Genomic DNA, 26912 nt, shown 5'->3' on the forward strand with positions numbered 1-26912 from the left:
TTTACTCCTCCTTTTATTCCTGCTGCAAAGCTTCGATCGGCGTGAGCTGAGCCGCCTTATAGGCGGGATAAAAGCCGAACGCCGTGCCGGTCACCACCGCGAACGCAAGCGCCAGAACGCCGCTCACGGCGAGCGGCTCCACCGTCATTCCGGCCATGCGCACCGCCGGTACAAGGGCAAACCCGACAATGACGCCGAGCACCCCGCCGAAGGTGCTCATGAAGTTTGCCTCCACCAGAAATTCCAGCAGGATTTCCCGCTTGCTGCACCCCAGGGCCTTTAAAATGCCGATCTCCTGCGTGCGCTCTCTGACCGACACAAACAGCACATTCATAATGCCGATACCGCCCACAATAAATACGATGATCGCGACGGCGATCAGCAGCATGGAAAGCGTGTTCGCCGAAGTGGTCGCCGCTTCCATTTCACTGCCCGCGTCCGTCAGGGTAAATCTTCCGTTCGGATAATTTTCCGTCAGCACCGCCGTAATATTCGCCATGGCATTGGATACCTCTTTCACATCCGAAGCGATCGCCATAATGGACGGGGTGGCCGTGCTGCCAAGTACGAATTTCTGCGCCGTGGAATAGGGCAGATAAATGGAATCGTCGGGGCTGACGCCGGACGAAACTGTTCCGATTTCCGAAAGCACGCCGACCACCGTATAGGTTTTCCCCTCGATGGTCAGCACGTCGCCGTAAGCGGCGTACGCGCTGCCGAACAGTGTTTTCGCCAGGCTGTTGCCGATCACCGCGACCTTATTTTTGCTGTCCTCATCGTCCTGCGTAATAAAATCGCCCTGCAGCAGCTCCAGATTGCTGATATTCTGGTATTCCGGCAGGCAGCCGACGATCGTCTCATCCGTCTCCTCGTCCAGATTATCCGTCAGCACCGCGCCCGTTCCGCTGAGGACGATCGACGCGGACGAAAGGTCGGGCACATAAGAGAGGATATCCTCCACATCCGTCGTGGTCAGGGTCACGCCCTTCTGAGCGGTGCCTCCCCCGCCCATCTGGCCGCCGCCCGGCATTCCGCCGCCTCCGCTCCCGCCGGTACGGCTTCCGCCGCTGAAGCTTCTCTGGGTTCCGCCGCTGAAGCCGCCACTGAAACCGCCTCCGCCGCCCATATCCCCCGGTGGCATCATCCCGGCCATCGCGTCGGCCATATCGGCCTGCGTGCTGACGGTCACGTTGATGGCGCCGACGTTCAGGGTTTTAAACTGCTCCTGAACGTCCACCTCTCCGCCGTGCCCGATGGCAATAACCAGCACGATGGTCGCGGCGCCGACGATAATCCCGAGGGAGGTCAGCATGACCTTGGTTTTGCTTTCCAGAATATTGATCCATACCAGATGAAGGATTTCACTGAATCTCATGACTTTGTCACCGCGCTTTCGACCAGAACGGTTTCCCCTTCCTGCAGGCCGCTTACAATTTCAACGTACTGCCCGTTGGAAAACCCGGTTGTCACCGTCGTCTTTTTGGTCGTACCGTCCGCGCTTTTCACCAGCACGCTGGAAACGCCGTCCTCAAAGGTAACGGCCTGATCGGAAACATACAGCACATCCTTTTTCTGCTTCTTGATAAACTCGACTTCCCCGCTCATGCCCACAAACACTTTCTTCGTATTGGGGTCGGTCATCTTTGCCGTGACCGCATAGGTAACGGAAGCGGACCCGCTGCGCGAGGGAGAAGCGGCGATGCTTTCCACCGTTGCGGGGAAGGTCTGGCCGTCGTACGAGGTCAGCGTGATTTCCGCGTCCTGACCGATGGACAGGTCGGTGACATCCTCTTCCGACAGGGAAACGGACATACTGACGGAGGAGGTTTTGGCAATCGTGATAATGGCTTCCCCCGCCTTCACGTCGCTTCCGTCGGTGTAGCCGACCGCAACGACGATTCCGTCGCAGGGAGAGGTAAGCACACCGTCTCCGTTAATCGCGCTGTTGACGTCGTCCAGTTCCCTTTGCAGGCTGTCGTACGTCTCCTGCTGGGTGGAAACCGCCTGCGCGAGCTGGTTGGCCGTCAGCTCATAGGCTGCTTCGGCGCCGGAGCCGTCGATCAGGCTGCTTTGCAGCGTCTGCTCCGCTTCGTCGACACTCCCGGCCGCGGATTTCTGCGCTTTTTCCAGCGCAAACTGAGCCGTTTTTACTTCATTCTGGAGCGAGGTCACCTTGGAGTCGATTTCATCCGATGAAGCCGCCGTATCGCTGTCGTCGCTGCTGCTGGAGCTGGAACCGTACTTGCTCCGGAAGGTTTCATTGTAATCGTCATAAGCCGAGGAATAGTTTTCATATTCCGCCGTGTAAAGGGACACCTTCGTTTCCAGCGCCTCTTTTGCGGAAACCGTAGAGGCTATGTAGTCGGCATAATCGTTGTAGGCGTCCTTTGCCGCGTCGTATTCCGTTTCCGCCTCGTCTTCCCCGTCGTCCTGCGCTTTGGCCAGGACCCACGCGGAATACGCGGAATTCTTCGCCGACTCCAGAGAGCTGAGTCCGTCCAGCGCCGCTTTGTGGTCCTTTTCATACTGCTCCAGCTGATCCTCGTAGCTGCTCTTTGTCGTTTCCGTGTCGTCCCTCCACTTTTTCAGCTGCTTCAGCTTGGCGTAATCCGTGGGGTAGCTTTTCTGTAAGGCGAGGTATTTCGTAAGGTCGTCCTGCTTTTCCTTGAGATCCTCCTTGGCGGAAGCGACGTCGTTCTGAATCTGCGCCTTGTCCAGATATTCCTGTGTATACGCGTTGGCGGCGTTCGACCTGCTTTTCTCATAAGTGAGCTTCGCGGTCTTGAGCTTGCTCTCCTGATCGGCAAGAGCCTGCTCAAGGGAAAGCTTTGCCTCCGCCAGCTTCGTGCGGGAATCCAGCGTCCCGTCGGTCACGCTGTTCTGGTCCAGCTTTACCAGCGACTCCCCGTCCTTGACCGAATAGCCCACCTTCACAAGCACGCTGTCGATGGTGACATCCACCGGGAACGAAACGGTTTGCTCGTCCAGCGCAACCGTGCCGCTTTCGCTGGTGCCCACGGTTACGGCGCCCTTTTCAACGGTATACTCGCGGTAATTGACCGTATTCTGCGAAGCCTTGATCTGGTGGAGATACAGCAGAACCGTCGTCAGAACAGCAACGCCCAGGACGGTGCCCGAGGCGATGATGATACACAATTTTTTGTGATTCTGAACCAAACTGAATACCTTATTCTTTATTTTGAGTGCTTTATCTTTCATAACTGACCTCCAATTTCCGCTTTCTACATCCAATTATAGGAATTTAATCTTAATCGAAACCTAAATTTTCGGCGCTTCACATAAATTTAAGCGCATCTTCACAAGACCATCACATGCGAAAAATGCGCTGCTGCTATAATATAGGAAAGGCGGACGGAGGGATTCGGATGAAAATATTGCTCATAGAGAATGATAAAAAAATCGCGGAAAAAATCGGCAGGCTGCTGAACCGGAACCGTTTTGAATATTTCTCCGTTTCCAGCGGGGAAAACGGAGCCGATGAAGCGATGAGCGGCATCTACGACGCGGTGATTCTGGACGTCTTGCTGCCGGACTGCAGCGGGCTGGAGGTGCTCAAGCAGATACGGAAAGCCGGCCACTGTGTCCCCATCCTGATGCTGTCGCCGAAATGCGGCGTCAGCGACAAGGTCCGCGGGCTGAACGGCGGCGCCGACGACTTTATGGAAAGGCCGTTTGCGGAAGCCGAGCTGCTCGCAAGGCTCTGCGCGGTTTCCCGCAGGAAGGGGGAGCTGATTGCGGACACCCTGTCCTTCGGTGAATTGAGGCTGAACCTGAGCACCTACGAGCTGTCCGACACCGGGGAAAGCGTCCCTCTTTCCAACAAGGAATTCGAGTTGATGAAATTCTTTCTTCTGCAGGGACACAATGTCAGCAGTAAGGAAAATTTACTGACGAAATTCTGGGGCTTCGAAAATTCCACGGCGGAAAACAGCCTTGAGGTACACATCACCTATCTGCGCCACAAGCTGAAACGGATTCATTCCGGCATCCGGATTCACTGCATCAAAAACGTCGGCTATCAGCTGATTACCGGCGAAAAATAAAGGAGCGGGATTTCGATCCCGCTCCTGCTGTTTTCTGTTTTATTCCCGGACGATATCCTTGATGACTTCCCCCGCCAGAATCAGTCCCGCGACGGAAGGAACAAAGGAAATGCTGCCCGGCACCTGACGGCGGATGGAGCATTTGCGCTTTGTGCCCGGCGGGCAGATACAGTGATATTTACAGCTGGTGGCGGCGTCGTCGATCGGCGTCATCGGCGGCTCCTTGGAATACACCACCTTCAGGGAAGGGATGTTCCGTTTACGCAGTTCATTGCGCATCACCCTCGCAAGGGGACAGACGGAAGTCTGATAGATATCGGCGACCTCGAATTTTGTGGGGTCAAGCTTATTCCCCGCCCCCATACAGCTGATGACGGGAACACCGGCAGCCTTCGCCCTTTCAATCAGGATCAGCTTGGCGGAGATGGTGTCGATCGCGTCTACCACATAGGAATATCGGGACAGGTCGACGGTATCGGCGTTCTCAGCCGTATAAAACATAGGGAAAATCTCCACCTTTGCGGAAGGATTGATTTCCAGTATCCGGTCGCGCATCACCTCTACCTTTGCCCTGCCGACCGTTTTGCGCGTGGCGATCAGCTGACGGTTGATATTGGTCAGGCAGACCTTGTCGTCGTCAAACAGCGCGATGCCGCCGATTCCGCTTCTTGCGAGCGCTTCCGCCGTGTAGGAACCGACCCCGCCGATCCCGAACACCGCCACCGCAGCCGCCTGCAGCTTTTTCATCGCGGGAGCCCCCAGCAAAAGCTCCGTCCTCGAAAATTCATTTAACATTTCTTTCCCACCTGTATATTCAGTCATCATCAATTTTATCATTACAGCATTTCCAATTGATTCCGCAGCAAAGTTGCGTTCCTCCCCCGCCGAAGGCGGGGGAGGAACGTGTATTATCCCGCAAACTGAAATGGAATTGCTATAGATCTCACGGAACAAATTATACCGTACCAGCCGGCCTTTATCAATCGGTTATTGAAATAAAAAGTCTTTTCCTATCAAAGCGGTAATAGATTGACATTTTATCCGGGCGACAGTATGATAAAAGACAAAATAATAAAATGTCGGCAAAACCCCGTCCGGCAAAAGAGCCGCCGGAAGCAAGCGGGCTGATTGCGGAAAGGATGCGGAAAATGGATTTGAACATTACGCGGGAGCAGGCCTGGGCCCTCCTTACGGAGTACAACAAGGACCCGTTTCATCTGAAACACGCCCTCACTGTGGAGGGGACCATGAGATATTTTGCCAAACTGCTCGGCTTTGAGGAGGAACAGGACTTCTGGGGCATCGTCGGGCTCCTGCACGACCTGGACTTTGAGCTTTTCCCGGACGAGCACTGCATTCGCGGACAGGCCATCCTGCGCGAAAGGGGAGTCAGCGAGGATATCATCCACGCGACCGCAAGCCATGGGTACCAGCTGACCGTGAATATCAAGCCGGAGCACACGATGGAAAAGGTGCTTTACGCCGTCGACGAGCTCACCGGGCTGATCGGCGCCGTTGCGCTGATGCGCCCCTCGAAGAGCGTACAGGACCTGGAACTGAAATCGGTCAAAAAGAAGTACAAAACCCTGAATTTTGCGGCGGGCTGCTCCCGGGAAGTGATCGGGCGCGGCGCGGAGATGCTCGGCTGGGAGCTGGATTACCTGATTGAGCAGACCATTCTGGCCATGCGTTCCTGCGAGGACGCGGTGCAAACCGTTTAAAGCTTTTCGTTTTTGACGATCCAACGCCACAGCACGGGCTGAATCTGCGGATAGGTAAGGTTTTGCGGCAGCGCCGCGCAAAATTGGATTTCGGCCATTTCCATATCGGCGGGCAAATCGGAAAGGGATTCCACCTGCGCGTAAAACAGCATGCCGTAAGTGGGTTTCGCATTATGTATCAGGTCGTCCTCCCCTTCCACCGAATAAATGCAGACGGGCTTGATCTGAAATTCCACCGCGCCCGTCTCCTCATACAGCTCCCGTTTCGCGGTGTCGTGGATATCTTCTCCGTTCTCACGGTGGCCGCCCGGAATTTCCCAGGTTGTCCGTTCCCTATGGCGGCAGAGGATCCATTTCTCTCCCATGCGCGCCGCAATGATGGCATATTTGAGGCTGTCGTTCTTCACATAGTCCAAATCATGAAATCCTACTTTTACCATAAGTTCTTTTCCTCTTTTCAAAAATCGCTCCGTGCGGAACCAGCAGGTTTCGCACGGAGTCTTTTATTGCGACAGTTTTTGTTCCAGCTCTTTCAGATCGTAAACCGGGGGCGAGCAGGCGTTGTTTTGACAGATATAATAAGCGCTCCGGCCTTCCCCGAGCGGATATTCCGCCGTAAATTCCGCAAGCTTTGCCAGCTGCTCCGCGTTTTCCGCGTTCTTTACAAGCACGGTGGTGTTGGGCATTCTTTTTTGATGCAGCAGGGATCTGACTCGTTCAAAATCGGCGCCGTTCTTTACCACGCATACGATTTCCCTGGAAGGGTACAGCGCGGCCGTCATGGCCGTCAGCGCAAAGCTGTGCCCCGCCGGAAATTCCTGCGCGGCGCCCGCCATGAAGCGGAGCTGCTGATCCGCGGCCTCCTCCAGAACCGGATTCCCGGTAAGCGCCGCCAGCTTTATTAGACAGAGGGACGCCGCGGAGTTGCCGGACGGAATCGCGCCGTCATAGGTTTCCTTCGGACGGTAAATAAGCGGTTCCGCGTCGCTTGCGGAAAGATAAAAGCCGCCGTTTTCCCCATCAAAAAACCGGTCCAGCATGGTCCGGTTCCGTTCCGCCGCCCGCTGAAGATAATCCGCATCGTAGGTTGCGTCGTAAAGACTCAGCAAAGCCCACACGGTAAACGCGTAGTCGTCCAGCCCGCCCGTACCCGCGGCTTCTCCGTCACGGTAACGTACCCGCAGGCCGCCCTGTTCATCGGTCAGGCTGCTTTGGAGAAAGCGCATCGCCTTTTCCGCCGCGGCCAGATAACGGTTATCCCCCAGAATCCGATAGGCATCGGCAAACGCCGTGATCATCAGCGCGTTCCAGGAGGTCAGGATTTTATCGTCCTTATGCAGCTTTGTACGCGTCAGGCGGTATTCATACACCTTTGGGAGCAGCCGCTCGATCGCCTCGTTCGGACGCTCGGCATCGGGGTTTCCGATCAGGTTCAGAATATTTTTTCCCTCAAAATTGCCCCCGGGCGTCATTCCGAAATATTCGATAAAAGTCCGGCCGTCGCTTTCCCCCAAAAGGGAAACGATCTCATCCGGGGTAAAAACGTAGTATTTCCCCTCCTGACCGTCGCTGTCGGCATCCTGCGCACAGTAAAAGCCGCCGTTTTCGTCCGTCATTTCCCGCAGAATATACTCCAATGTCTTTACGGCGACCGCTCTATAGAAATCGTTTTGAGTGATCCGGAACGCTTCCAGATACGCGATGGTCAGCAAGGCGTTGTCGTAGAGCATTTTTTCAAAATGGGGGACCAGCCATCTGTCATCTGTGGAATAACGGGAAAATCCGAAGCCCACATGGTCGAAAATCCCGCCGCGGTACATCTGCCGCAGGGTTTTTTCCGCCATCTGAAGAGCGTCCCCGTCTTTTTCCAGCATAGCATACTGTAGCAGAAACAGCAAGTTGTGCGGAGACGGGAATTTCGGACTGGCTCCGAACCCGCCGTACTGACGGTCAAAAGTCTGCCGGAACCATGACCGGGCGGAAACCAGAAGGTCCTTTGTGGGCCTGCCCGCTTTTTTCACCGTCTGTCCCCTCAGCGCCATGGCAATGCGCTCGCCGGAGCCGAGAAGCTCTTTCCGGTTTTCCCGCCACTGCTGCGCGGCGGAAGCAAGCAGGTCCATCAGTCCGGGCATGGAATACCGGGAATGCTTCGGGAAATACGTTCCCGCGTAAAACGGGCGCTGGTCCGGGGTCATCAGAATGGTCAGGGGCCACCCGCCGCTGCCGGTGAGCGCCTGACAGACCGTCATGTAAACCGCGTCCACGTCCGGCCGCTCCTCCTTATCCACTTTGATCGCGATAAAATTCCGGTTCAGCTCCTGTGCGACCTCGTCGTCCTCGAAGCTTTCGCGCTCCATCACGTGGCACCAGTGGCAGGTCGAATAGCCGATGGAGAGGAAGACCGGCTTGTCCTCCGTTTTCGCCTTTTCAAAAGCCTCCTTTTCCCATGGGTACCAGTTGACCGGATTATAGGCGTGCTGAAGAAGATAGGGCGATTTTTCATGGATCAGCCGATTGGGCACCCTGTTTTCAGTATCAGGCATTTGATCACCTTCTTTTTTCTGTTTCGTTTAGTGTATCCCAAAAGGAAAAAGAATGCCATATTTATTCTTTTTACTTGAAATCATTCTACAGCACTTCCATTTCAGTTTGCGAGACAAACACGTTCCGCCTTCAGCGGGGGAAGAACGCAACTCTGTTGCAGATCAACTGGAAATGCTGTAAACGCTACACGCACAAGATAACATACAAAGTGAATTCAGGCAGAATAAGAGCCGCAAATCCTTCATTCATGGGATTTACGGCTTCACTGACTGCTTTATTGCCCGGATTTGTTCCCATGGCCGCCGGACGATACGCAGCTCTGATCCGATATTTAAAAGTATTTGTCTATTTCAAATTCTTTTATACCGGGGTATATGACATCCGCAGACGGAAGGTGTCTCCTGTCCCCGATGCCGACCGCATACATACCGGCACGTTTTGCCGCTTGAAGGCCGGCTTCGGAGTCCTCGAATACCAGGCAAGCCGGGTAGGGAATATGAAGGCAGTCCGCACCCAGTGTAAACACCTCCGGATTCGGTTTCGCGGCGGAAATGCGATTGCCGTCGACGACCGCATCAAACAGGGAAGCGATCCCGACATTCTTCAGAATGAGAGGAGCGTTCCTGCTGGCGGACCCAAGCGCGATTTTCACGCCTCTCCTTCTCAGTTCTTGTAAAAGCTCCGGCGCGCCGTCCAAAAGCTCGGACTGATCCATGCCGGAAATGTATTCCACGTATCTGGCGTTTTTCCCTGCCGCCATCCGCTCTTTCTCCCCGTCGGAAAAGCGGTCCTGCATCCCGCCGATTTTCAACAGAAGATTACACGACGTCATGCGCGACACGCCTTTCAGCTGTTCGTTCTGTTCCGGTGAAAATTCAAATCCGAGCTGATCGGCCAGTTCTTTCCACGCGAGATAGTGATATTTCGCAGTGTCGACCAATACGCCGTCGAGGTCGAAAATCGCGCAGCGAAAGCTCACTTACACCTTCCCCCATTCTTTCAGCGAAAGCTGCAGCCTGTCCCGCAGCAGATAATTTCTGCCATAGATAAAAATCATTTTTTCCGTACCGCTCAGCAGCGAAATTTCACATCCCCGCCGATTTACCAAAACCTGAATCAGGCTGTCTTCGTCGTGTATCTTAAAATCGTATTCCTCCCATTGCTTGGGCAGAGCCGGAGCAAGGTGCAGTCCGTCCTCCTTAATGCGCAGTCCGCCGAATCCATATACGATCGCCATGTAGGTGCCTCCCATATTTGCGGTATGGATTCCGTCTTTTGTATTTTTATGGGTATTGAACAAATCGAGCTCAGAGGATTTTCCGAAATAATCGTATGCTTTTTCCGGCATTCCCAACCGGGATGCCATGATGCTGAAAATACAGGTGGAAAGCGAGGAATCATGCGTCGTAACCCGCTCGTAGTAATTGAAGGAATGCCTCATCGTGGCCAGCGTCTGTGCGTCCTCCAGAACGAAATGCGCCAGCACCGTATCCGCCTGCTTGCATACCTGATGGCGGTAAAGGTAGAGCGGATGATAATGAAGCAGCAGCGGAAAATCCTGCCGCGGCGTCTTTTTTAAATCCCATACCGCTTTTGAAAGAAACGAGTCATCCTGCGGATTGATATCCATTCCTTTATCATAGGGCAGATACATGCTCTCCGCCGCATGTTTAAAACCGGAAATTTCCGCTTCCTTCAGGCCGATCTTCTCCCTGACGGGCGTCAGAAGTTCTTTCGTCTTCAGCAATTCATAAAATTTGACCGCCCAGTTTAAATTGTGCTGTGCCAAAACATTGGTGTAATAGTTGTTGTTGACAAGGCAGGTATATTCGTCCGGTCCGGTCACGCTGTTGATGAGGAATTTTCCGCCGCAGTCGTTCCCCACGTCCAGCCAGAGCCGCGCGGTCTCAAAAATAATCTCCGCCCCGCATCGGGCGATAAACTCAATATCCTTTGTCAAAAGATAATAGTTGATGACGGAATAGGCGATATCGCCGTTGATATGATACTGTGCGCTGCCGGAGGGAAAATATCCGGAACATTCTTTGCCCATAATGGTGCGCCACGGAAACAGAGCGCCGTTTTTGTGTCCCAGAATACGCGCGTTTTCCCTTGCCGCGTCCAGGGTGGTGTAACGGTATTCGATCAGATTTTTCGCAATTTGGGGCTGGGTAAGCAGAAAATAAGGCTGAATGTACATTTCGGTATCCCAGAAATAATGTCCCTCGTAGCCCTCGCCGGAAAGCCCCTTCGCGGCGATATTGCTGTGGGGGTCTTTGCCGACGGACTGAATGAGCTGATACAGGTTATAGGTAATCGCGTTGCTCAGCTCGTCATTGCCTTTTACATGGACGGCGCAGCTTTCCCAATACTTCTTCAGATATTGTTCCTGCATCCGGTACCAGTGCGCAAGCGGGACCGAGCAGGCCTGTTCCAGATGTTCCAGTGCGGCCGCGCGGCAATCCGGGTACCGGATGGAGTCGCACAAAACCGTATATTTGGTCAGCGTGACGGTTTCGCCGGCTTCCGCCTCCGCCGTAAACTTTTGTGCAGCGGTGCTGTCTCTTTTCAAACGTTCTTCTTTGGCCGGCTTCGACAGCAGATTTTTTACCGCGCTGGCTGCCTCCAGCGAGGATTTTGAGGTGCGGGAGGAAATCACGGAGGCATTGTCCACAAACTCCGCTTTCGCGGAAAGAAGATGCTGGAAGGTCTCGTTTGCCACACGGGGATCACTGGGATCGCAATAGTTCAGAACGCTGCCGATATGGGTGGATTGAAAGCGCAGTGTCCCGCTGAAATTCAGTGCCTTTACACGGTATTCTATCGTGAAAAGCGGAAGCATCACGAAGGAGGCCATTCTCAGAATCGTGATTTCAACCTCCTTCCCGCCGGGGGAACGCCATACCACACTGCGCCGGGTCACGCCCTTTTCCATATCCAGCACCCGGGAACTTTTCAGGACCTTGCCCGCAAACATGCTGAACTCCTCGTCCCCCAGATACAGTTTGATCCCCTGCGTATCGGCTACATTCAGCATGGTCTGCTTTTCTTCGGTAAGGCCGCAAAGGCTTTCCGCCTGCTTCATTTCAACAAAATCATAAAAGCCGTTGATGTACTCGCCCCGGATCGACTGGAAGTCGATGGGATACCCTTCTTCAAAATTGGAACGGACGCCAAGGTAACCGTTCGCATTATGAAAAAGCGTTTCGTACAGCATCAGCTCATCATTTTCAAGACTAAAATCACTGACTTCATAGACATAGTTACTTTCATCCATAGTTACTCCTTCACTGCCCCGGAAACGAGCCCGGAAACAATTCTCTTTTGAAAAATCAGTACAATCATCATTGTGGGGATCGTCACAATCACCGTCGCCGCCGCAACCTCGCCCCAGAGGATCTGGAACTGTGTCCGCAAAAAAGAAATGGCGACAGGCACCGTCTGCATGGAGATTTCCGTGTTCAAAGTCGCCGTCAGCAAATATTCGTTCCACGCGGCGATAAAGGTAATAATGGCGGTTGTAAACACACCCGGCGCCGCCAGCGGAAACACCACGCTCCACAGCGTGCGGAATGCGGACGCGCCGTCGATTCTCGCCGATTCCTCTATGGACAGCGGGATTTTCCCAAAATGGGCGACCATGATCCAGACCGCCATCGGAATGGTAATGGTCGAGTAGGGAAGGACGATAAAATAGGAATTTGTCCAGTGCAAAGAGGTAAACAGGTTAAAAACCGGGCCGACAATGATCATCTGCGGGAACATCGAGATCACGAGGATCAGACCCAGCAGGATATTTTTAAAACGGAAATGGAAGCGGGAAATCGCATAGGCGGCCATGGTTGACACAACAATCACATAGAGCGTGGTGGTGGCTGAAACGACCAGGCTGTTTTTGATGGAGCTCAGGATGTTCTTTCCCGTCAGCACCGCACCGTAATTGCGCAGGGTGGAATGATCGCTCAACACGCGGAACGCTCCGGCACCGAAAATTTCATTGGAGGGTTTGAAGGAGGTGATCAGGATCCAGAAAAACGGAAACAGGATAATCACCAGGAAAACGGCCGTCACCAAATAGAAGATACTATTTTCTGCTTTTTTCATCATGCGTCCCTCCTAATCCGAAGACAAGATATTGGCGCCCAGCACCTTAACGAACAAAGCCGCGATCATCAGCACACAGACGAACATAAACATCACGACTACGGCGCCGTATCCGAAATTCGTCTGGGAGAACATCGTCTTGTAAGCGTAAACGGAAAGCGTTTCTGTGGAACCGCCGGGGCCGCCGCCGGTCAAAACGGCGATCAGGTCATACACGCGGAAAGCATCCAGCATCCGGAACAAAACCGCCACGAGAATGGAAGGCTTTAGCAGCGGAAGCGTAATTTTGAAGAAAGTCTGTATCCGGTTGGCGCCGTCGATGGCGCTGCTTTCATACAGCCCTTTGTCGATCACCTGCAGGCCTGCCAGCAGCAGCAGCGCCATATAGGGCGTCGTTTTCCAGACATCCGTAAGAATGGCGGCCGACATGGCCCCGGGACCTGTCAGCAGCATCGCTCCCGGTTCGGATACAAGCCCCATTTCGGCAAAAATATGAGAAATAATGCCGTTGGACCCATCGTACAAATAGCTCCAGATCAGCGCGGAAACCGCAGTCGGAATCGCCCATGGGATCAGCGCGTTTGCCCGGATGATCCCGATTCCCCGGATCGCCCGGTTCATAACGAGCGCAAGGCCCAGCCCGAGAATAAATTCAATGGAAACGGAGATCAGTGTAAAATACACCGTATGTCCAAGCGCGGCAAACAGCCTGCTGTCGCTGAAAATTTTCTGATATCCCTGCAGTCCGATGAAATTCGAGGGGGCAATCGCCTTGTTTATTTCTTCAAAAATTTTCGGAAGGGATTCCGTGTTGGCGTACTCTGCATTGGGGTGGTTTTGATACAGCGCCTCTACCTCTGCCTGCAGCCCGGTGGTTGCAGCGGTAAAATCATTGCTTTGCCGGGCGGAGATTTTTCCGCTTTGCAGGGTGGAAAATTGTTTTGTATAAGCCTCCGTGTCGGAAAGCGCCGCTGCAAAATCTTTTGCGGCCGCCTCGTCCTTTGCCGCCACGGCTGCGTCATCATTCAAAAAAATCTTGATATACTCGCTGTTCTCCTTAAAATTATCAGCTGAAAAGCTGCCGCTGAAGCTAAGCTTCGACTTTTGCGCGTTATTGAGCTGATAATCAAAAAAAGTGTACGAAAAGGAGGTTAAAATCGGCCAGATTGAAAATATGGCGATGATAACCAACAGCGGTACGATAAATAAGAATTCTTTGAATGTCATCTTCTTTTTCATAGATAAGCCTCACAATCTCAGAAATTCGGAATCATGCCCGACTGTGCCGGTAATACAAAAAAGGCGTGCATCAGTTTTGGTGCACGCCTACCAAATTTATTTCAATGCGTCCTGCACAGCCTTTTCGGTGGTGTCGACATCCTGACTTCCGGAAAGATACTTATGAATCTGAATCTGAATTGTGTCGCTTGTCTTGGAGTACTGGGCGGAAACCGGTCTTGCGATAGTCGTGTTCAGCGCCTTCTGAAAACCTTCCATGGTAAGCAGCGGATTTGCCTTGATGACTTCCTCATCCTTGAGCACCGCGTTGTAGCCCGGAAGATAGGAACCCTTTGTCGACATGATTTTCTGCCCGTCGGGCCCCGCGAGGTACTTGATGAATTCCCATGCGCCGTCTGCATTCTTGGATTTCGCGTTCATACCGAGCAGCCAGCCGCCTACGCAGCCGCCCTCCGGCAGCGGCGCAATCCCGACCTGTTCCGTTTTGACAGCCACGTCCCCGGCTTTGATCAAACCGTACTGATACGGCCAGTTGCGGGAAAATACGCTCTTGCCGTCTTTAAAGCTGGCGTCGGTCGAGCCTTCGTTGTAGTTAAGAACGTCGCTGGGCGCAACCTTGGAAGCAATGAATTTATTCATCATCTGGAGCCCGCCCTTAATATCTTTGAAGTTCGCGGTAAATTCATTTGCGTTGCAGGTCAGGCCCTCGTACTGCTTCGCCTGAAACGCGTAACCGTCGACAGCGCCTTTCTGGCCCTTGTATTTTGCCGCCATTTGATAAAGGTCGTCATATGTATAGCTGCCGCCGACAAGTTTCTCACCGTCTTCTTTCGAGACAATATCGGAACGGTAATACAGCATGGCGACATCGGGGAAAAACGGCAGAGTGTACTGCTTGCCCTGGTAATTGCCGGAGTCCATGGAGCCTTTGTTAAAATCCGTCTTTTTGTAGCCTGCCTCGCTCATCTTGACATCCAGCGGCGAAAGGTACCCTGCCGCGGCAAATTCGCCGGCCCACACGACATCCAGTGAAATGACGTCGTAATCGGAGGAACCGGAGGAAAGGGAAGTTAAAAGCTGGTCGTGCATTTGTGCGGAATCGTTTGTGAACTGTTCCCACTCCACTTTATACTTTGTCTGTGACGAGTTAAATGCATCTACAACAGCCTGTGTGGCGGGGGTGGAATCTGCCTGCGCCCCGAACTTCAATGTGACGGGTCCGTTTGCCGCCTCTGTTTGGGATTCGGCGGTCTGGCTCTCTGTATCGGCCGGTTTTGAGGAGCTTGCCGGCTGGCTCCCGCAGGCGGTCATGCCGGCTGCCATGGCAATTGCCAAAAATGCCGCTATTATCTTTTTCATCATTGCAATCCTCCTAAATTTGGTTTTGTACGCCCATTAAGAATGATCTTATCATAACGTAAAAAAGGAAATCAGTATTTCAAAATATTAAGATTAGTGTTATAATCTTAATAAGATATAAAAATATATCTAAAATAAATTTAAACAGGTGTAAATTATGCTCGAATTTGATTTATCTGAGCAAGTGAAGGTTTTTTATTATGCAACACAGCTTCCTGTCAGTATATTAAAAAATGATCGAATCGAGCAATCCTTTCCCGAAATTCTGGTGACAGCCGGGCAAATCATTACAGGGGAATCAGGCTTACATACCCAATACAGTCCCCATGAATACAATACCGTGCAATATCTTTCCAGTGAGTTTGGCGAGCTTTTCATTGTATATGTATTCGACGATACTTATGTCGTAGCGGCCGGGCCTTTTCTGACAGAGCCGGTACGGGACGGTATGATCGTAAACATGATCCAAAATGAAAAAATCCCGATTAAATGGAAGCAGAAGCTGGAGTCCTATTATCACGGCATAAACGAAATTACTCCCCAGACATATTATTATTGCGGAAAACTGATCGCATCGCTTTTCAACGCCAGAAACATGAACAGGACGCCGGATTCCCGCCCGATCGGCAAGGAAGTCGGATTTATTCAGGAATACTTTCAGAATACCCATAAAAATCAGGAAAAGATGTTTTCGCATCCACCGTTTTTTTTAGAAAAAAAGATCGTCAACCAAATCAAGATTTACGATACGGACGGCGCGCTGAACACACTGATGGAAATCAACCTGCTCAGCCGCGCGGTTTTGGCAAAGGATCCGCTGCGCTCCCTCAAGAACTCGATCATCTGTTCCTGCTCCTTTTTCACGCGCGCGGTGATCGAAGCAGGGGTGTTCCCGGATATCGCTTTTACCTACAGCGACACTTTTATTCAACAGATCGAAAAGATGACCGGCATTTCCGAAGTGCGCAACTTTGAGCAGGAAATGTTGAAAGAGTTTATCAAGCTGGCAAAGGATAAAACCTCGGCAAAATATTCGCGCCCCATCTTTTCCGCGCTGCAGTATATTAACAACAATCTGACTCAAAAACTGAGTTTGGCCGATATTGCGAAACACGCGTATGTGCATCCGAATTATCTGAGCAGTATCTTCAAAAAAGAGGTCGGATGCTCGCTTACCGATTTTATCGCACGGCGGAGGATTGAGGAATCAACCTATTTCATCGCTTACACAGACTATGAGATCGCGGATATCGCAAGCTTTTATCATTTCTGCAATCAAAGCTACTATTGTACTGTCTTTAAGCAGCATCTCTTCATCTCCCCGAATGAGTACCGCAAAAGCGCCCGCCCATCCTGCTGATATGTAAAATTCAGGGAAGCGTGGACATCCGGCATAAAAACAGTTCCATGGCCTTTCGGCCATGGAGCTGTTTCGGTCCGGTGCTCCGGCGGAGGATTGGAGTTTATTCCATCCCGCCCGGCTCCGTCATAATTTCTTTTGGTAGCAGAACCATTCATTGCCGTACATGGAAGTTTCCCCACAGCACAGGTAACCTAACGAATCATAGAGCCTTATCGCATAAGGGTTCGTTTTACCAACTATTAAATGAATGCCGTCGAATTCTCTTTCCATTCCGTTTTTTTCGATACCTGTAATCAACATTTTCGCAATTCCCTGATTTTGATAATCCGCCCTTACCGCAACACGTGCCAGATCGCACGCGTTTTGCAGAGATCGATCCCAACAGGATAAATGCGCTAATTCATCATCTTTCCCCGCGGCGGCTACGGCAATCAATTCCCGATCTTTAAAAACACCATACAGGGAACCGCTCTGAATATCCCTGACGACATCTTCCATAACCGGATAATGAACGTCCCATGTACAACCATAACTGCCTTTTAGAGATTCATAAATTTCAAGCGCATTTTCCTTTTCCTCCACAGGGACTTTTTCAACTTTATAGATCATTGTATTTCTCCTGAATTCGGCATTTGTCTAATATATTCCTCTATTATAAGCAGTCTTATATGAGCCGGAAGAATGCTCTAAGTGCACTTAATAAACATCACGCGAAGTTGATAATTCCCGCAGAATAGTACCTCAGTACCACGCCAAAATTATTCAGCCAGTTCTTTAAGGGTCATTCCTGCAATTCGATAAACTGTCCAATCACTCATGGGTTCAGCACCAAGAGAAAGATAGAAATCTATGCTTGGCTTATTCCAATCAAGGCACCACCATTCCAGCCGCCCACATCCGCGCTCAACCGCTATCTTCGCGAGTTGCTTTAATAATGCCTTCCCATAGCCCTTATCTCTGCACTCTGGAAGAACATATAAATCTTCGAGATAGATTCCGGCACGGCCAAGGAAGGTGGAAAAGTTGTGAAAAAACAATGCAAATCCTACTTCTACTCCGTTTTGAACAGCAAAAATCACTTCTGCCTTTTTCTTCTCGAACAACCACTCCTTTATCAATTCTTCCGTGGCAACTACTTCATCTGCCATCTTCTCATATGCTGCAAGTTCCTTTATGAAGTATAAAATCTTTGATATATCCCCTTCGTCTGCAAAACGGAAATTTAATTCTGTATCCATTTTAGATTTTTTCTCCCAATTTATAAAAATAAACATAATGTGCAGTTTATAAAGAAAGATGAGACGTCCCGCTATGCTTATTAGCAAAGAAAATGATTACCGCCATACCGTAAAGGTTCTATCTGACATCATCCGGTTTATTATACTGCAAATACCGAATAGAAACAACAAACTATTCTATAGCCCCAACTGAAAAGGCAATATCATCGTTTCGTGTGTCCCGTAGAACAGCGGGAAGCCCTTCTTCCGCTGAAACATCGGCGGAAGAAGGGCTCCTTTGTTCGCTGGAAGGAGATATATGACAACGCATGCCAAGCCTTGTTTGTAATTAGGAATTCTGATGTGCTGAAATTATGTCCGGACTGTATCCAAAAACACCCGGAATCCGTCAGCAGTGCTCAGGCAGGAGAAAGAGGAACGCCGAAGCCGACTACCACACAGGTAATCGCAAGCATAATGAGCGCCCACTTGAGGACCGCACGCAGCGCTTTGCTGTCCTGACCGACGAGGCCGACAGCCGCGACCGCAGTGGCAACGCACTGGGGAGACATGATTTTGCCAACGCCGGCGCCCAGAGAATTCGCCGCGGCGAGCCAGTACTTGGAAACACCGATCTGCTGTGCGGCAGCCGTCTGCAAGGTACCCAGCAGCACCTCGGTGTTGGTGCCGCTGCCGGTGACAAACGCACCGATCGCGGCAATGATCGGCGCCACAAACGGATAGTAGCGGCCGGTAAGAACGACAAAGAGGTGCGCCATATCGGCGATCATCCCGGAATATGTCATAATCTTGGCAACGGCAAGCACGGACATGATGGTAATGATCGTTTTGGACATCTGCTTCACCGTGCCGGTCAGCGCCTGCCACATCATCCTGCCGCTGGCCTTTTGCACGAGGCTGCCGATCACCGTGGCAACGAAAATGATGATGCCGGGCGTATTGATCCAGCTGAAAGAAACAGGACCGGCGCTGGAGGCCGTGCTGATCTTTACGGTGGACTTGAAAATAGAAAGGAAACCGTTGACCGGCGGAACCAGCTTGGAGGTCAGAAGAAGAAGCACGAAAATAAGAATAAACGGCAGGCCGGCCACCGCGAGCGGCATTGCCGGTTCGTCCTGCTTTTGCGCCGTTCCGGCAATCCCCGCACTCATATCGTACTCCTTGGGAACCGGCTTATTTTTCCGTGCCCTGACCATCAGGAAGGTACAGGCCAGCGAGACGACACAGCCGACGATGACGGTCAGTTCCGGCCCGAGGAACCTGGAAACAACCAGCTCCGGCAGGACGAAGGACAGGCCGGACACCAGCGTGATGCCCACAACGCCCTTCAGCGCTTTGACGCCGCCCCCGCCCGCGATGACCATCAGGAACGGAACCAGAATCATAAACGGCACCATCTGAAACACCGTCGTAAAAGCCAGCGGCAGCGCATCCAGCCCGGTCACTGCCTGCAGGGTAACGGTAGGGATGCCGACGGAACCGAACGCTGTGGGAAAGGCGTTGGCGATCATGCAGACCACACATGCCTCAATCGGATTCATGCCCATCCCGGCCAGCATGCTGGCCGGGATGGCGATTGCCGTGCCAAAGCCGGCCATGCCCTCCAGAAATCCGCCGAAGCACCACCCCACCAACAGGATCAGAAGGCGCTTATCGGCGGAAACGCCTGTGAGCATCCGCTTAATGATGTCCATCGCGCCGGTTTTTAAAGAAAGATTATAAGTAAAAATAGCTGCGATGATGACCAGAATGATCGGCCACAGCGCGGTGGCGAAACCTTCCAGGGCGGAGGTGGCGCAATCCACCGCCGGCATGCGCCAAAGCGTCAGCGCCAGGACCGCGGCAACGGCCAGCGCACTGAGGCACGCCTTGTGGCCGGGCATCTTCAGATAAGTAAGCGCGATAATCAGCCAGACGATCGGTACCAGAGCAAGATAGGACTGAAGCATAATAAGAGACCTCCCCTATTTATTTCAGTGGCTGCAATAGTCACAGTTTACCTGCTTTTGGTTCTACCAGTTTCGACAAACATTCCGGCGATATATGAAAACGAACGGCAGCAAAAAAGAATCCTCTCGGAAATGGATATTTCTATACTGGACACATTATATCCTTAAATCAGCATAAAGTCCATATGAAGTTATATCCAAAATTATATTTTGGTATATTTGACGAATATCAAACTTCAATTTTGTCAGAAAAATAGAATCACTCGATTTGGCATTGTATTAAAAATAAAATGTGGTAAGATGATAGCATAAATAAGTGGAGCTACCAATTTCAGGGGTAGTTTTTGGCCGCTTGCATCTGTAAACGGTTGGTGTAAAATCAGAATGGAGGCGTTTTCATGTCCATCATGATTCCCTTTGGCAAATCCGGGATGCCGCTGCACGCGGATCTCAGCGATGCGGAAATTCTGGAATCCCATGTGGAAGAACTCAAAGCCGCCGACACGGAGGACGGTTTGGTGCTGGCCGCCATGGCCAATCCGATCGATTCCCCCCGCCTGCGGGAGCTGGCTGCCGGCAAAAAGACCTGCACGATCATTATCAGCGACCACACGCGTCCGGTCCCGAGCAAACACATTCTTCCCGCCATGCTGGCCGAACTGCGCGAAGGCAGCCCGGACATCGATGTGACGCTGCTGGTGGCTACCGGCTTTCACCGTCCGACCGGCAAGGAAGAGCTGGTGGCGAAGCTCGGCCGGGATATCGTGGAGCGGGAAAAGATCGTAATCCATGATAGCCGGGACGCGTCGGGCAATGTGCAGATTGGCGTGCTTCCTTCCGGAGCGGCGTGCGTGATCGACAAAATAGCGGCACAAACAGATTTACTTGTTGCCGAGGGCTTTATCGAACCGCATTTCTTCGCCGGCTTTTCCGGCGGGCGCAAGAGCGTGCTGCCGGGTGTCTGCGATCAGGTGACGGTGCTTGGCAACCATTGCTCCGAATTTATCGCTTCGCCTTATGCGCGCACCGGCGTCCTGAACGGCAACCCGCTGCACAAGGATATGCTCGCCGCGGCAAAAATGGCGCATCTTGCATACATAGTAAACGTCATTATTGACGAAGATAAGCATGTGGTTGCCGCCTTTGCCGGGGACGCCGTCACCGCTCACCGCCGGGGCTGCGACCTGCTGCTGAAATACTGTCAGGTACAGCCGGAAAAACGCGGCGATATCGTGATTTCCAGCAACGGAGGCTACCCGCTGGACCAGAATATTTACCAAAGCGTAAAAGGCCTTACCGCGGCGGAAGCCGCGGCGGCGCCGGACGCCGTGCTGATCATGGTCAGCTCCTGCAGCGACGGGCACGGCGGAGAAAGCTTTTACCGTGCGCTGCGCGACTGCGTTTCCCCGGAGAAGCTGGCGGAACAGATTCTCGCCACCCCGCAGGACCGGACCCGGCCCGACCAGTGGGAATTCCAGATCCTTTGCCGCGTGCTGTGCAAGCACCATGTCATCTATGTCACGGAACCCGAACAGCGGAAGACCATTGAAGACATGAAGATCGCGTGGGCCCCGGATGTGGACACCGCTTTGAAGGAAGCAAGGGACATCAAAGGCGCGGACGCCCATCTGGTCGTGATCCCCAACGGCATCTCCGTTATGGTGAGAGAATCGGCTTAGGCCTTGTTTGCAAATTAAAAATCGACGGATTTTCGTGATAAAATTGTGCCTGACAAGGAAAAAAGCGCAGGAATACTTATCGTATGCCGAGCATTTTTGACGCGGTCAGACGCAATTTTAGCCGAATAAGACAAGACTCTTGATTTTACAAACATGGCCTATCAGCTTTTATAAAAATATTTTATCAGGAGGATTTATCATGGCAAATTATAATCCGGTCACACAGGAAATTCTTGCCGAACTGGAAAAAGCGGCGCCCGGTCACGTGGTCACCGGCGCAGATGTCAACCCGGACTACTCCCGCGACGAAATGCCCATTTACGGTACCCGCATGCCGGACGTCACCATTGACGTGCAGAGCACGGAAGAAGTCTCCGCCATCATGAAAATCTGCTATGAGCACAACATTCCGGTCACGACCCGCGGCGCCGGCACCGGTCTGGTGGGCGGCTGCACCCCGGTCTGCGGCGGAGTCGTGCTCTGCACCATGCGCATGAACAAGATTCTGTCCTACGACCTTGAAAACTTCGCGGTCACGGTGCAGCCCGGCGTCCTGCTGCAGCAGCTGGCCGACGACGCGCTGAAGCACGGCTGCATGTATCCCCCGGACCCGGGTGAGAAGATGGCGACTCTGGGCGGCAACGTGGCCACAAACGCGGGCGGCATGCGCGCCGTAAAATACGGAGCTACCCGCGACTATGTCCGCGCCATGACCGTGGTCCTCCCGAACGGTGAAATCACCCGGTTCGGCGGCACGGTTTCCAAGACGAGTTCCGGCTACAGTCTTACGAACCTGATGATCGGCTCGGAAGGCACGCTGGGCATCATCACCGAACTGACCCTGAAGCTCATCCCCGCCCCGCAGGCCACCGTAAGCCTGATGGCCCCGTTCGAGGACCTGGAGGTCTGCATCTCTGCCGTACCGAAATTCTTTATGAAGCATTTCCGTCCGCAGGCACTGGAGTTCTTTGAGAAAGAAATCCTGATTTCCTCCGAAGAGTATCTGGGCAAGCAGGTCTTCCCGCGCAAGATCGACGGCACGGAGGTCGGCGCTTATCTGCTGGTTACTTTTGACGGCGATTCCATGGATGAGCTGGACCCGATCGTCGAGAGCGCTTCCGAAATGCTGGTGGAAGAAGGCGCGCTGGACGTCCTTGTGGCGGATACGGCGCCGAAACTGAAAGACATCTGGGCGACCCGTTCCTCTTTCCTGGAGGGTATCGAGGAGCAGACCAAGCTGCTGGATGAGTGCGACGTGGTCGTTCCGGTGAATAAAATTGCATCCTATGTCGCATATGTCAATGAGATCAAGCAAAACTATGATTTTGAGGTAAAATATTTTGGTCACGCCGGCGACGGCAACCTGCATATCTACACCTGCTCCACGGAAATGGAAGAGGAAGCATTCAAGAAGCAGGTCGATCAGTTCCTGAGCGCTCTCTACCGGAAGACGGTGGAGCTCGGCGGCCAGATTTCCGGCGAGCACGGCATCGGCTACGGAAAGGTGCATTTCCTGGAAAGCGCAATGGGCCCGGTGAACATGGAGCTGATGCGCGGTATTAAAAAGGTATTTGATCCGAAGCTGATTTTGAACCCCGGCAAGGTTTGTATGGACCTGACGAGAAAGGGAGAATAGTTTCAGGAGAATCATTTAAAAGGAGTAACGATATGAACATTCTTGTATGTGTCAAACAGGTACCGGATACCAATGAAATCAAGATCGATCCGGTCACCAACACCCTGGTGCGCGACGGTGTGCCAAGTATCGTCAACCCATTCGACGGCTACGCGCTGGAAGCGGCGGCACGCCTGAGGGACGACGCGCCGGACACCAGAATCACGGTGCTTTCCATGGGCCCGAAGCAGGCGGAGAACGCGCTGCGGGAGTGTCTGGCCATTGCTGCCGACAACGCTTACCTGGTGACGGACCGCATCTTCGGCGGATCCGATACGCTGGCCACCAGCTATATCCTGAGCAGGGCAATCGCAAAGGTCGAAGAGCTGGAAGGCGCGAAATTTGACGCGATCTTCTGCGGCAAGCAGGCGATCGACGGCGATACCGCACAGGTTGGCCCGGAAATCGCGGAACACCTGGGCTACCCGCAGGTAACCTACGCGCTGGAAGTAAAATCGGCGGAAGACGGCCTTCATGTCTACCGCGAGGCGGAAGACGGCAAGGAAGTCATCGGTGTACAGACGCCCTGCCTGATCACCTTTACCAAACCCTCTTTCGATCCCCGTTTCCCCACCATCAAACGCAAGATGGCGGCACGCAAAGCGCAGATCGCTCAGCTCACCGCGGCTGAATTGACGAACATCGACCCGGAGCACGCCGGCCTGAAAGGTTCGCCCACAAAAGTGAAGCGCACCTATGTGCCGCCGCGCAAAGAAGCCGGCGTTGTGGTCAAGGAAGAAACCACCGAAGCGTCCGCTCACAAGCTGTATGAGCTACTGAGCAAAGCGCACGTGATTTGAAAGAGAGGGATCGGGAAATGGAAGCCAAAACCAAAGACCTTTGGGTATTTTTGGAAACCAATGAAGACGGCACTGCCAAGAATGTCGGAATAGAATTACTGAACCCCGGACGCCGCCTGGCCGACAAGCAGGGCGGAAAGCTGGTGTCCGTTGTCATCGGCTGCCACACGGATGCAGCCGTAAAAGAAGCGGGCACGCACGGAGCGGACCGGGTGATCGTGGTGGACAGCGAGGAATTTCAGCGCTACACCACGGACGCCTACACCGCCGCGCTGGCGCATTTGCTTGAAAAATATGCGCCTACGAGCATGCTGATCGGCGCGACCCCGAACGGCCGCGACCTCGGGCCGCGCCTGTCCTGCCGCCTCGGCACCGGCCTGACCGCCGACTGCACCGCGCTGGACATCGACGAAGCCAGCGGCAATATCGCCTGGACCCGACCGGCATTCGGCGGAAACCTGATGGCGGTAATCCTTTGCCCGGACCATCGCCCGCAGCTCGGTACGGTGCGGCCGGGAGTCTTTAAGAAGCCCGACGTCTGCGAGGACAAGGCGGAGATTCTCCGCGAGGACTTTCATGTATCCGCGGACCAGATCCGCACCAGACTGCTGGAAACCATCCGCGAAGCAGCGGGCGAGATCGTCGACCTTGAAGGCGCGGACATCATCGTCTCGGGCGGCCGCGGTGTCGGCGGACCGGAGGGCTTTACTATCCTCCGCGAGCTGGCGGACGCGCTGGGCGCTACCGTCGGCGCGTCCCGCGCGGCGGTGGACGAGGGCTGGATCACCCATTCCCATCAGGTCGGTCAGACCGGCAAAACCGTCGGTCCGAAGCTGTACATTGCCTGCGGCATTTCCGGCGCTATCCAGCATCTGGCCGGCATGAGCTCCTCCGACGTCATCGTGGCGATCAACAAGGACTTTGACGCCCCGATTTTCGGTGTCGCGGACTACGGCTTTGTGGGCAATCTTTTTGAGATCGTCCCCGCGTTGACTGCCGAGATCAAAAAAGCAAAAGCCTGAGATCGATTAACAAGAAAAGGGGTCTTTCAATATGGATTTTAAATTTACCGGTGAAGAACAGGATATCTTAGATATGCTGCATGATTTCTGCGTAAAGTCGGTCGCTCCGATTGCTGCGGAGATTGACGAGCAGGAGAAATTTCCCGAGCAAACCTGGCATCAGTTGGCCGAAATGGGCATGATGGGCATGGCCTACCCGGAAGAAGCGGGCGGAGCCGGCCTGAGCTACCTTTCCTATATTGCCGCGGTTGAGGAAATCTCAAAGCACTGCGCGGCCACCAGCACCATGTTTTCCGCGCATTCCTCCCTGTGCGCCTGGCCGATTTTCGCTTTTGGCACGGAGGAGCAGAAACAAAAGTACCTGCCGGACCTGTGCTCCGGCGAAAAACTGGGCGCCTTTGCCCTGACTGAGCCCGGCGCCGGAACCGACGCCGCCATGCAGCGCACGGTCGCCGAGGACAAGGGCGACTCCTGGCTTCTTAACGGCTCGAAAATTTTCATCACCAACGCCGGTTTTGCGTCCGTCTTTGTTGTTTTCGCAATGACGGATAAGAGTCTGGGAACCAAGGGCATCTCCGCCTTTATTGTCGAGAAGGACACTCCCGGCTTCCGCATCGGTTCCCATGAAAAGAAAATGGGAATCCGCGGCTCCTCCACCTGCGAGCTGGTCTTTGAAGACTGCAAGATTCCCAAGGGGAATCTTCTGGGCGAAATCGGCAAGGGCTTCAAGGTTGCCATGATGACGCTGGACGGCGGCCGGATCGGCATTGCCGCACAGGCTGTCGGCATCGCTCAGGGCTGTATCGATCAGACCATTCCCTATATTACCCAGCGCATCCAGTTTGGCAAACGCATCAGCCAGTTCCAGAACACGCAGTTTGAAATGGCCAACATGCAGACGCATGTCGACGCGGCCCGCCTGCTGACGTACCGCGCGGCGCAGGCCAAGCAGGACGGCGACCCATACAGCCACCTTGCCGCGATGGCGAAGCTCTTTGCCGCCGACACCGCCAGCGACGTGACCCGCCGCTGTGTGCAGCTGGTCGGAGGCTACGGCTTCACCCGTGAATATCCGTTTGAGCGCATGATGCGCGACGCAAAAATCACCGAGATTTACGAAGGAACCAGCGAAGTACAGCGCATGGTCATCTCGGGCTGGATGGGCGTCAAATAAATTCACTTACTCCTTTTTATCCATACTCGTTTATCCATACTAACAGCAGGCCGTCGGCTGAAACCAGCCGGCGGCCTTGCTGTCTCTGCGGCTTGCAGTTGACCCTTGTTTAAGACACACAAAAATGCTATAATACATAGTTATATGGAACTAAAAATCAAATTTAAAAATAAATAAATTCTGCGCTTTTCTGCATAAATTATCAAAGGGATTTTTGGCGGAAAACCACGGAAAGGCAGCTTGGCTGCAGGGAGATGTTTCTATGGACGCAAAAGCGGAAAAAAGCGAAAAAGCCTATGAACGGGTGATCGACTACGTAAAGGACGAGATCTGGCGCGGGAACCTCAAGCGGGGAGAACGGCTGCCTTCAGAGCGGGATTTGGCGGAGCTGCTCGGGGTAAGCCGCAACTCCGTAAGAGAGGCGATGCGCACACTGAGCATGATGGGTTTCATCTCCAGCGTACACGGCGGAGGGAATTTCATATCGTGCGACCTGGAGCAGAATCTGAGCGAGACGCTCCGGATCATGATGATGATGGGAGAAACCAACTTTCGGCAGGTGAGCCAGCTGCGCAGGGGGTTGGAATCCGAGACGGCGCGCCTGGCGGCCAGCCGCATCCTGCCACGGCAGACGGCCAAGCTGGCGGATCTGGTACGCCGGATGCGCGAGGAGCCGGACGCCGAAAAGGGTTCCCTGCTCGACCAGAAATTTCATACGCTTCTCTGTGAAGCCGCCGGCAATAAGCTGATCTACGCAATTTTCATGGCTATGCTTTCGACCATCAATGATTTTATCAGCATCATGTACGGGCGCATCGTGCAGGACGACGAACAGGCGGAGCAGCTCTATTTGTCGCACGAAAAGCTGGTGGACGCCCTGAGCCGCAACGACGAGGATGACGCGGTCCGCGCGATTCAGGACCACTTTGAAGTCGTAGACGCATCGATCGACCGTTCGTAATTCTTGTTCCTTTTTATTCT

At 53.2% G+C, this 26912-nt stretch carries 22 protein-coding genes; 9 read left to right on the forward strand and 13 right to left on the reverse strand.

What is annotated here, in order from left to right:
- Positions 1–13 precede the first annotated feature (13 nt).
- Both VXK30_RS12785 and VXK30_RS12790 read right to left on the reverse strand, forming a co-directional pair.
- The gene (locus VXK30_RS12785; protein WP_275716437.1) at positions 14–1375 is read right to left on the reverse strand and encodes an ABC transporter permease; all 1362 of its coding nucleotides are present in this window, start codon (positions 1373–1375) and stop codon (positions 14–16) included.
- Positions 1372–3219 (reverse strand): efflux RND transporter periplasmic adaptor subunit, encoded by a 1848-nt coding sequence (locus tag VXK30_RS12790; protein WP_275716435.1) that lies wholly within the window; start codon positions 3217–3219, stop codon positions 1372–1374. Before VXK30_RS12790 ends, VXK30_RS12785 begins: the two co-directional genes overlap by 4 nt.
- A gap of 167 nt (positions 3220–3386) precedes the next feature.
- On the opposite strand from VXK30_RS12790, the gene VXK30_RS12795 reads away from it, so the two are divergent.
- Positions 3387–4064, forward strand: a complete 678-nt coding sequence (locus tag VXK30_RS12795; protein ID WP_275716433.1) for a response regulator transcription factor — start codon at positions 3387–3389, stop codon at positions 4062–4064.
- Between the two features lie 39 nt (positions 4065–4103).
- On the opposite strand, the gene VXK30_RS12800 is transcribed toward VXK30_RS12795, so the two are convergent.
- The gene (locus VXK30_RS12800) at positions 4104–4859 is read right to left on the reverse strand and encodes a tRNA threonylcarbamoyladenosine dehydratase (RefSeq protein WP_275716431.1); all 756 of its coding nucleotides are present in this window, start codon (positions 4857–4859) and stop codon (positions 4104–4106) included.
- A gap of 353 nt (positions 4860–5212) precedes the next feature.
- On the opposite strand from VXK30_RS12800, the gene VXK30_RS12805 reads away from it, so the two are divergent.
- A complete protein-coding gene (locus VXK30_RS12805) occupies positions 5213–5785 on the forward strand; it encodes an HD domain-containing protein (RefSeq protein WP_275716429.1) in 573 nt (190 codons plus the stop codon).
- On the opposite strand, the gene VXK30_RS12810 is transcribed toward VXK30_RS12805, so the two are convergent.
- The 7 genes from VXK30_RS12810 to VXK30_RS12840 all read right to left on the reverse strand — a co-directional run bounded on the left by VXK30_RS12810 (position 5782) and on the right by VXK30_RS12840 (position 15034).
- Complete coding sequence (locus VXK30_RS12810) at positions 5782–6225, reverse strand: NUDIX hydrolase (protein WP_275716427.1); 444 nt, start codon at positions 6223–6225, stop codon at positions 5782–5784. The genes VXK30_RS12805 and VXK30_RS12810 overlap by 4 nt on opposite strands.
- Before the next feature lie 63 nt (positions 6226–6288).
- A complete protein-coding gene (locus VXK30_RS12815; RefSeq protein WP_275716425.1) occupies positions 6289–8328 on the reverse strand; it encodes a thioredoxin domain-containing protein in 2040 nt (679 codons plus the stop codon).
- A 332-nt stretch (positions 8329–8660) separates the two neighbouring features.
- A complete protein-coding gene (gene pgmB / locus VXK30_RS12820) occupies positions 8661–9308 on the reverse strand; it encodes a beta-phosphoglucomutase (RefSeq protein ID WP_275716423.1) in 648 nt (215 codons plus the stop codon).
- Complete coding sequence (locus tag VXK30_RS12825; RefSeq protein ID WP_275716422.1) at positions 9309–11606, reverse strand: glycoside hydrolase family 65 protein; 2298 nt, start codon at positions 11604–11606, stop codon at positions 9309–9311.
- Positions 11607–11608: 2 nt separating this feature from the next.
- Positions 11609–12436 carry a carbohydrate ABC transporter permease gene (locus VXK30_RS12830; RefSeq protein WP_275716420.1) on the reverse strand — a complete coding sequence of 276 codons (828 nt, stop codon included), beginning with the start codon at positions 12434–12436 and terminating at the stop codon, positions 11609–11611.
- Positions 12437–12445: 9 nt separating this feature from the next.
- Positions 12446–13672 carry a carbohydrate ABC transporter permease gene (locus VXK30_RS12835; protein ID WP_275716418.1) on the reverse strand — a complete coding sequence of 409 codons (1227 nt, stop codon included), beginning with the start codon at positions 13670–13672 and terminating at the stop codon, positions 12446–12448.
- Positions 13673–13768: 96 nt separating this feature from the next.
- Positions 13769–15034 carry an extracellular solute-binding protein gene (locus VXK30_RS12840; RefSeq protein WP_275716415.1) on the reverse strand — a complete coding sequence of 422 codons (1266 nt, stop codon included), beginning with the start codon at positions 15032–15034 and terminating at the stop codon, positions 13769–13771.
- A gap of 337 nt (positions 15035–15371) precedes the next feature.
- Between VXK30_RS12840 and VXK30_RS12845 the strand changes: the two genes are divergently transcribed.
- Entirely contained in the window at positions 15372–16391 is a 1020-nt protein-coding gene (locus tag VXK30_RS12845) for an AraC family transcriptional regulator (RefSeq protein WP_275716413.1), read from the forward strand.
- Between the two features lie 126 nt (positions 16392–16517).
- Here VXK30_RS12845 and VXK30_RS12850 read toward each other — a convergent pair whose 3' ends face one another.
- The 3 genes from VXK30_RS12850 to VXK30_RS12860 form a co-directional block, all read right to left on the reverse strand.
- Positions 16518–17003, reverse strand: a complete 486-nt coding sequence (locus VXK30_RS12850; protein WP_275716411.1) for a GNAT family N-acetyltransferase — start codon at positions 17001–17003, stop codon at positions 16518–16520.
- A gap of 149 nt (positions 17004–17152) precedes the next feature.
- Positions 17153–17632, reverse strand: a complete 480-nt coding sequence (locus VXK30_RS12855) for a GNAT family N-acetyltransferase (protein ID WP_275716409.1) — start codon at positions 17630–17632, stop codon at positions 17153–17155.
- 398 nt (positions 17633–18030) lie between these two features.
- Positions 18031–19581, reverse strand: coding sequence for an L-lactate permease (locus VXK30_RS12860; RefSeq protein WP_275716407.1), 1551 nt, complete (start codon positions 19579–19581; stop codon positions 18031–18033).
- Between the two features lie 398 nt (positions 19582–19979).
- Between VXK30_RS12860 and larA the strand changes: the two genes are divergently transcribed.
- From larA to VXK30_RS12890, 6 genes are all read left to right on the forward strand, one after another.
- Positions 19980–21260, forward strand: a complete 1281-nt coding sequence (larA, locus tag VXK30_RS12865) for a nickel-dependent lactate racemase (RefSeq protein ID WP_275716405.1) — start codon at positions 19980–19982, stop codon at positions 21258–21260.
- A gap of 199 nt (positions 21261–21459) precedes the next feature.
- Entirely contained in the window at positions 21460–22896 is a 1437-nt protein-coding gene (locus VXK30_RS12870; RefSeq protein WP_275716403.1) for an FAD-binding oxidoreductase, read from the forward strand.
- 32 nt (positions 22897–22928) lie between these two features.
- Positions 22929–23735 carry an electron transfer flavoprotein subunit beta/FixA family protein gene (locus tag VXK30_RS12875; RefSeq protein ID WP_275716401.1) on the forward strand — a complete coding sequence of 269 codons (807 nt, stop codon included), beginning with the start codon at positions 22929–22931 and terminating at the stop codon, positions 23733–23735.
- A gap of 17 nt (positions 23736–23752) precedes the next feature.
- Entirely contained in the window at positions 23753–24757 is a 1005-nt protein-coding gene (locus tag VXK30_RS12880; protein ID WP_275716399.1) for an electron transfer flavoprotein subunit alpha/FixB family protein, read from the forward strand.
- Positions 24758–24788: 31 nt separating this feature from the next.
- Positions 24789–25931 (forward strand): acyl-CoA dehydrogenase, encoded by a 1143-nt coding sequence (locus VXK30_RS12885; protein WP_275716397.1) that lies wholly within the window; start codon positions 24789–24791, stop codon positions 25929–25931.
- Between the two features lie 262 nt (positions 25932–26193).
- The gene (locus tag VXK30_RS12890; protein ID WP_275716395.1) at positions 26194–26892 is read left to right on the forward strand and encodes a FadR/GntR family transcriptional regulator; all 699 of its coding nucleotides are present in this window, start codon (positions 26194–26196) and stop codon (positions 26890–26892) included.
- Positions 26893–26912 lie beyond the last annotated feature (20 nt).

The sequence above is a fragment of the Caproiciproducens sp. CPB-2 genome, from assembly GCF_036287215.1.
In the GTDB taxonomy this organism is placed as follows: domain Bacteria; phylum Bacillota; class Clostridia; order Oscillospirales; family Acutalibacteraceae; genus Caproiciproducens.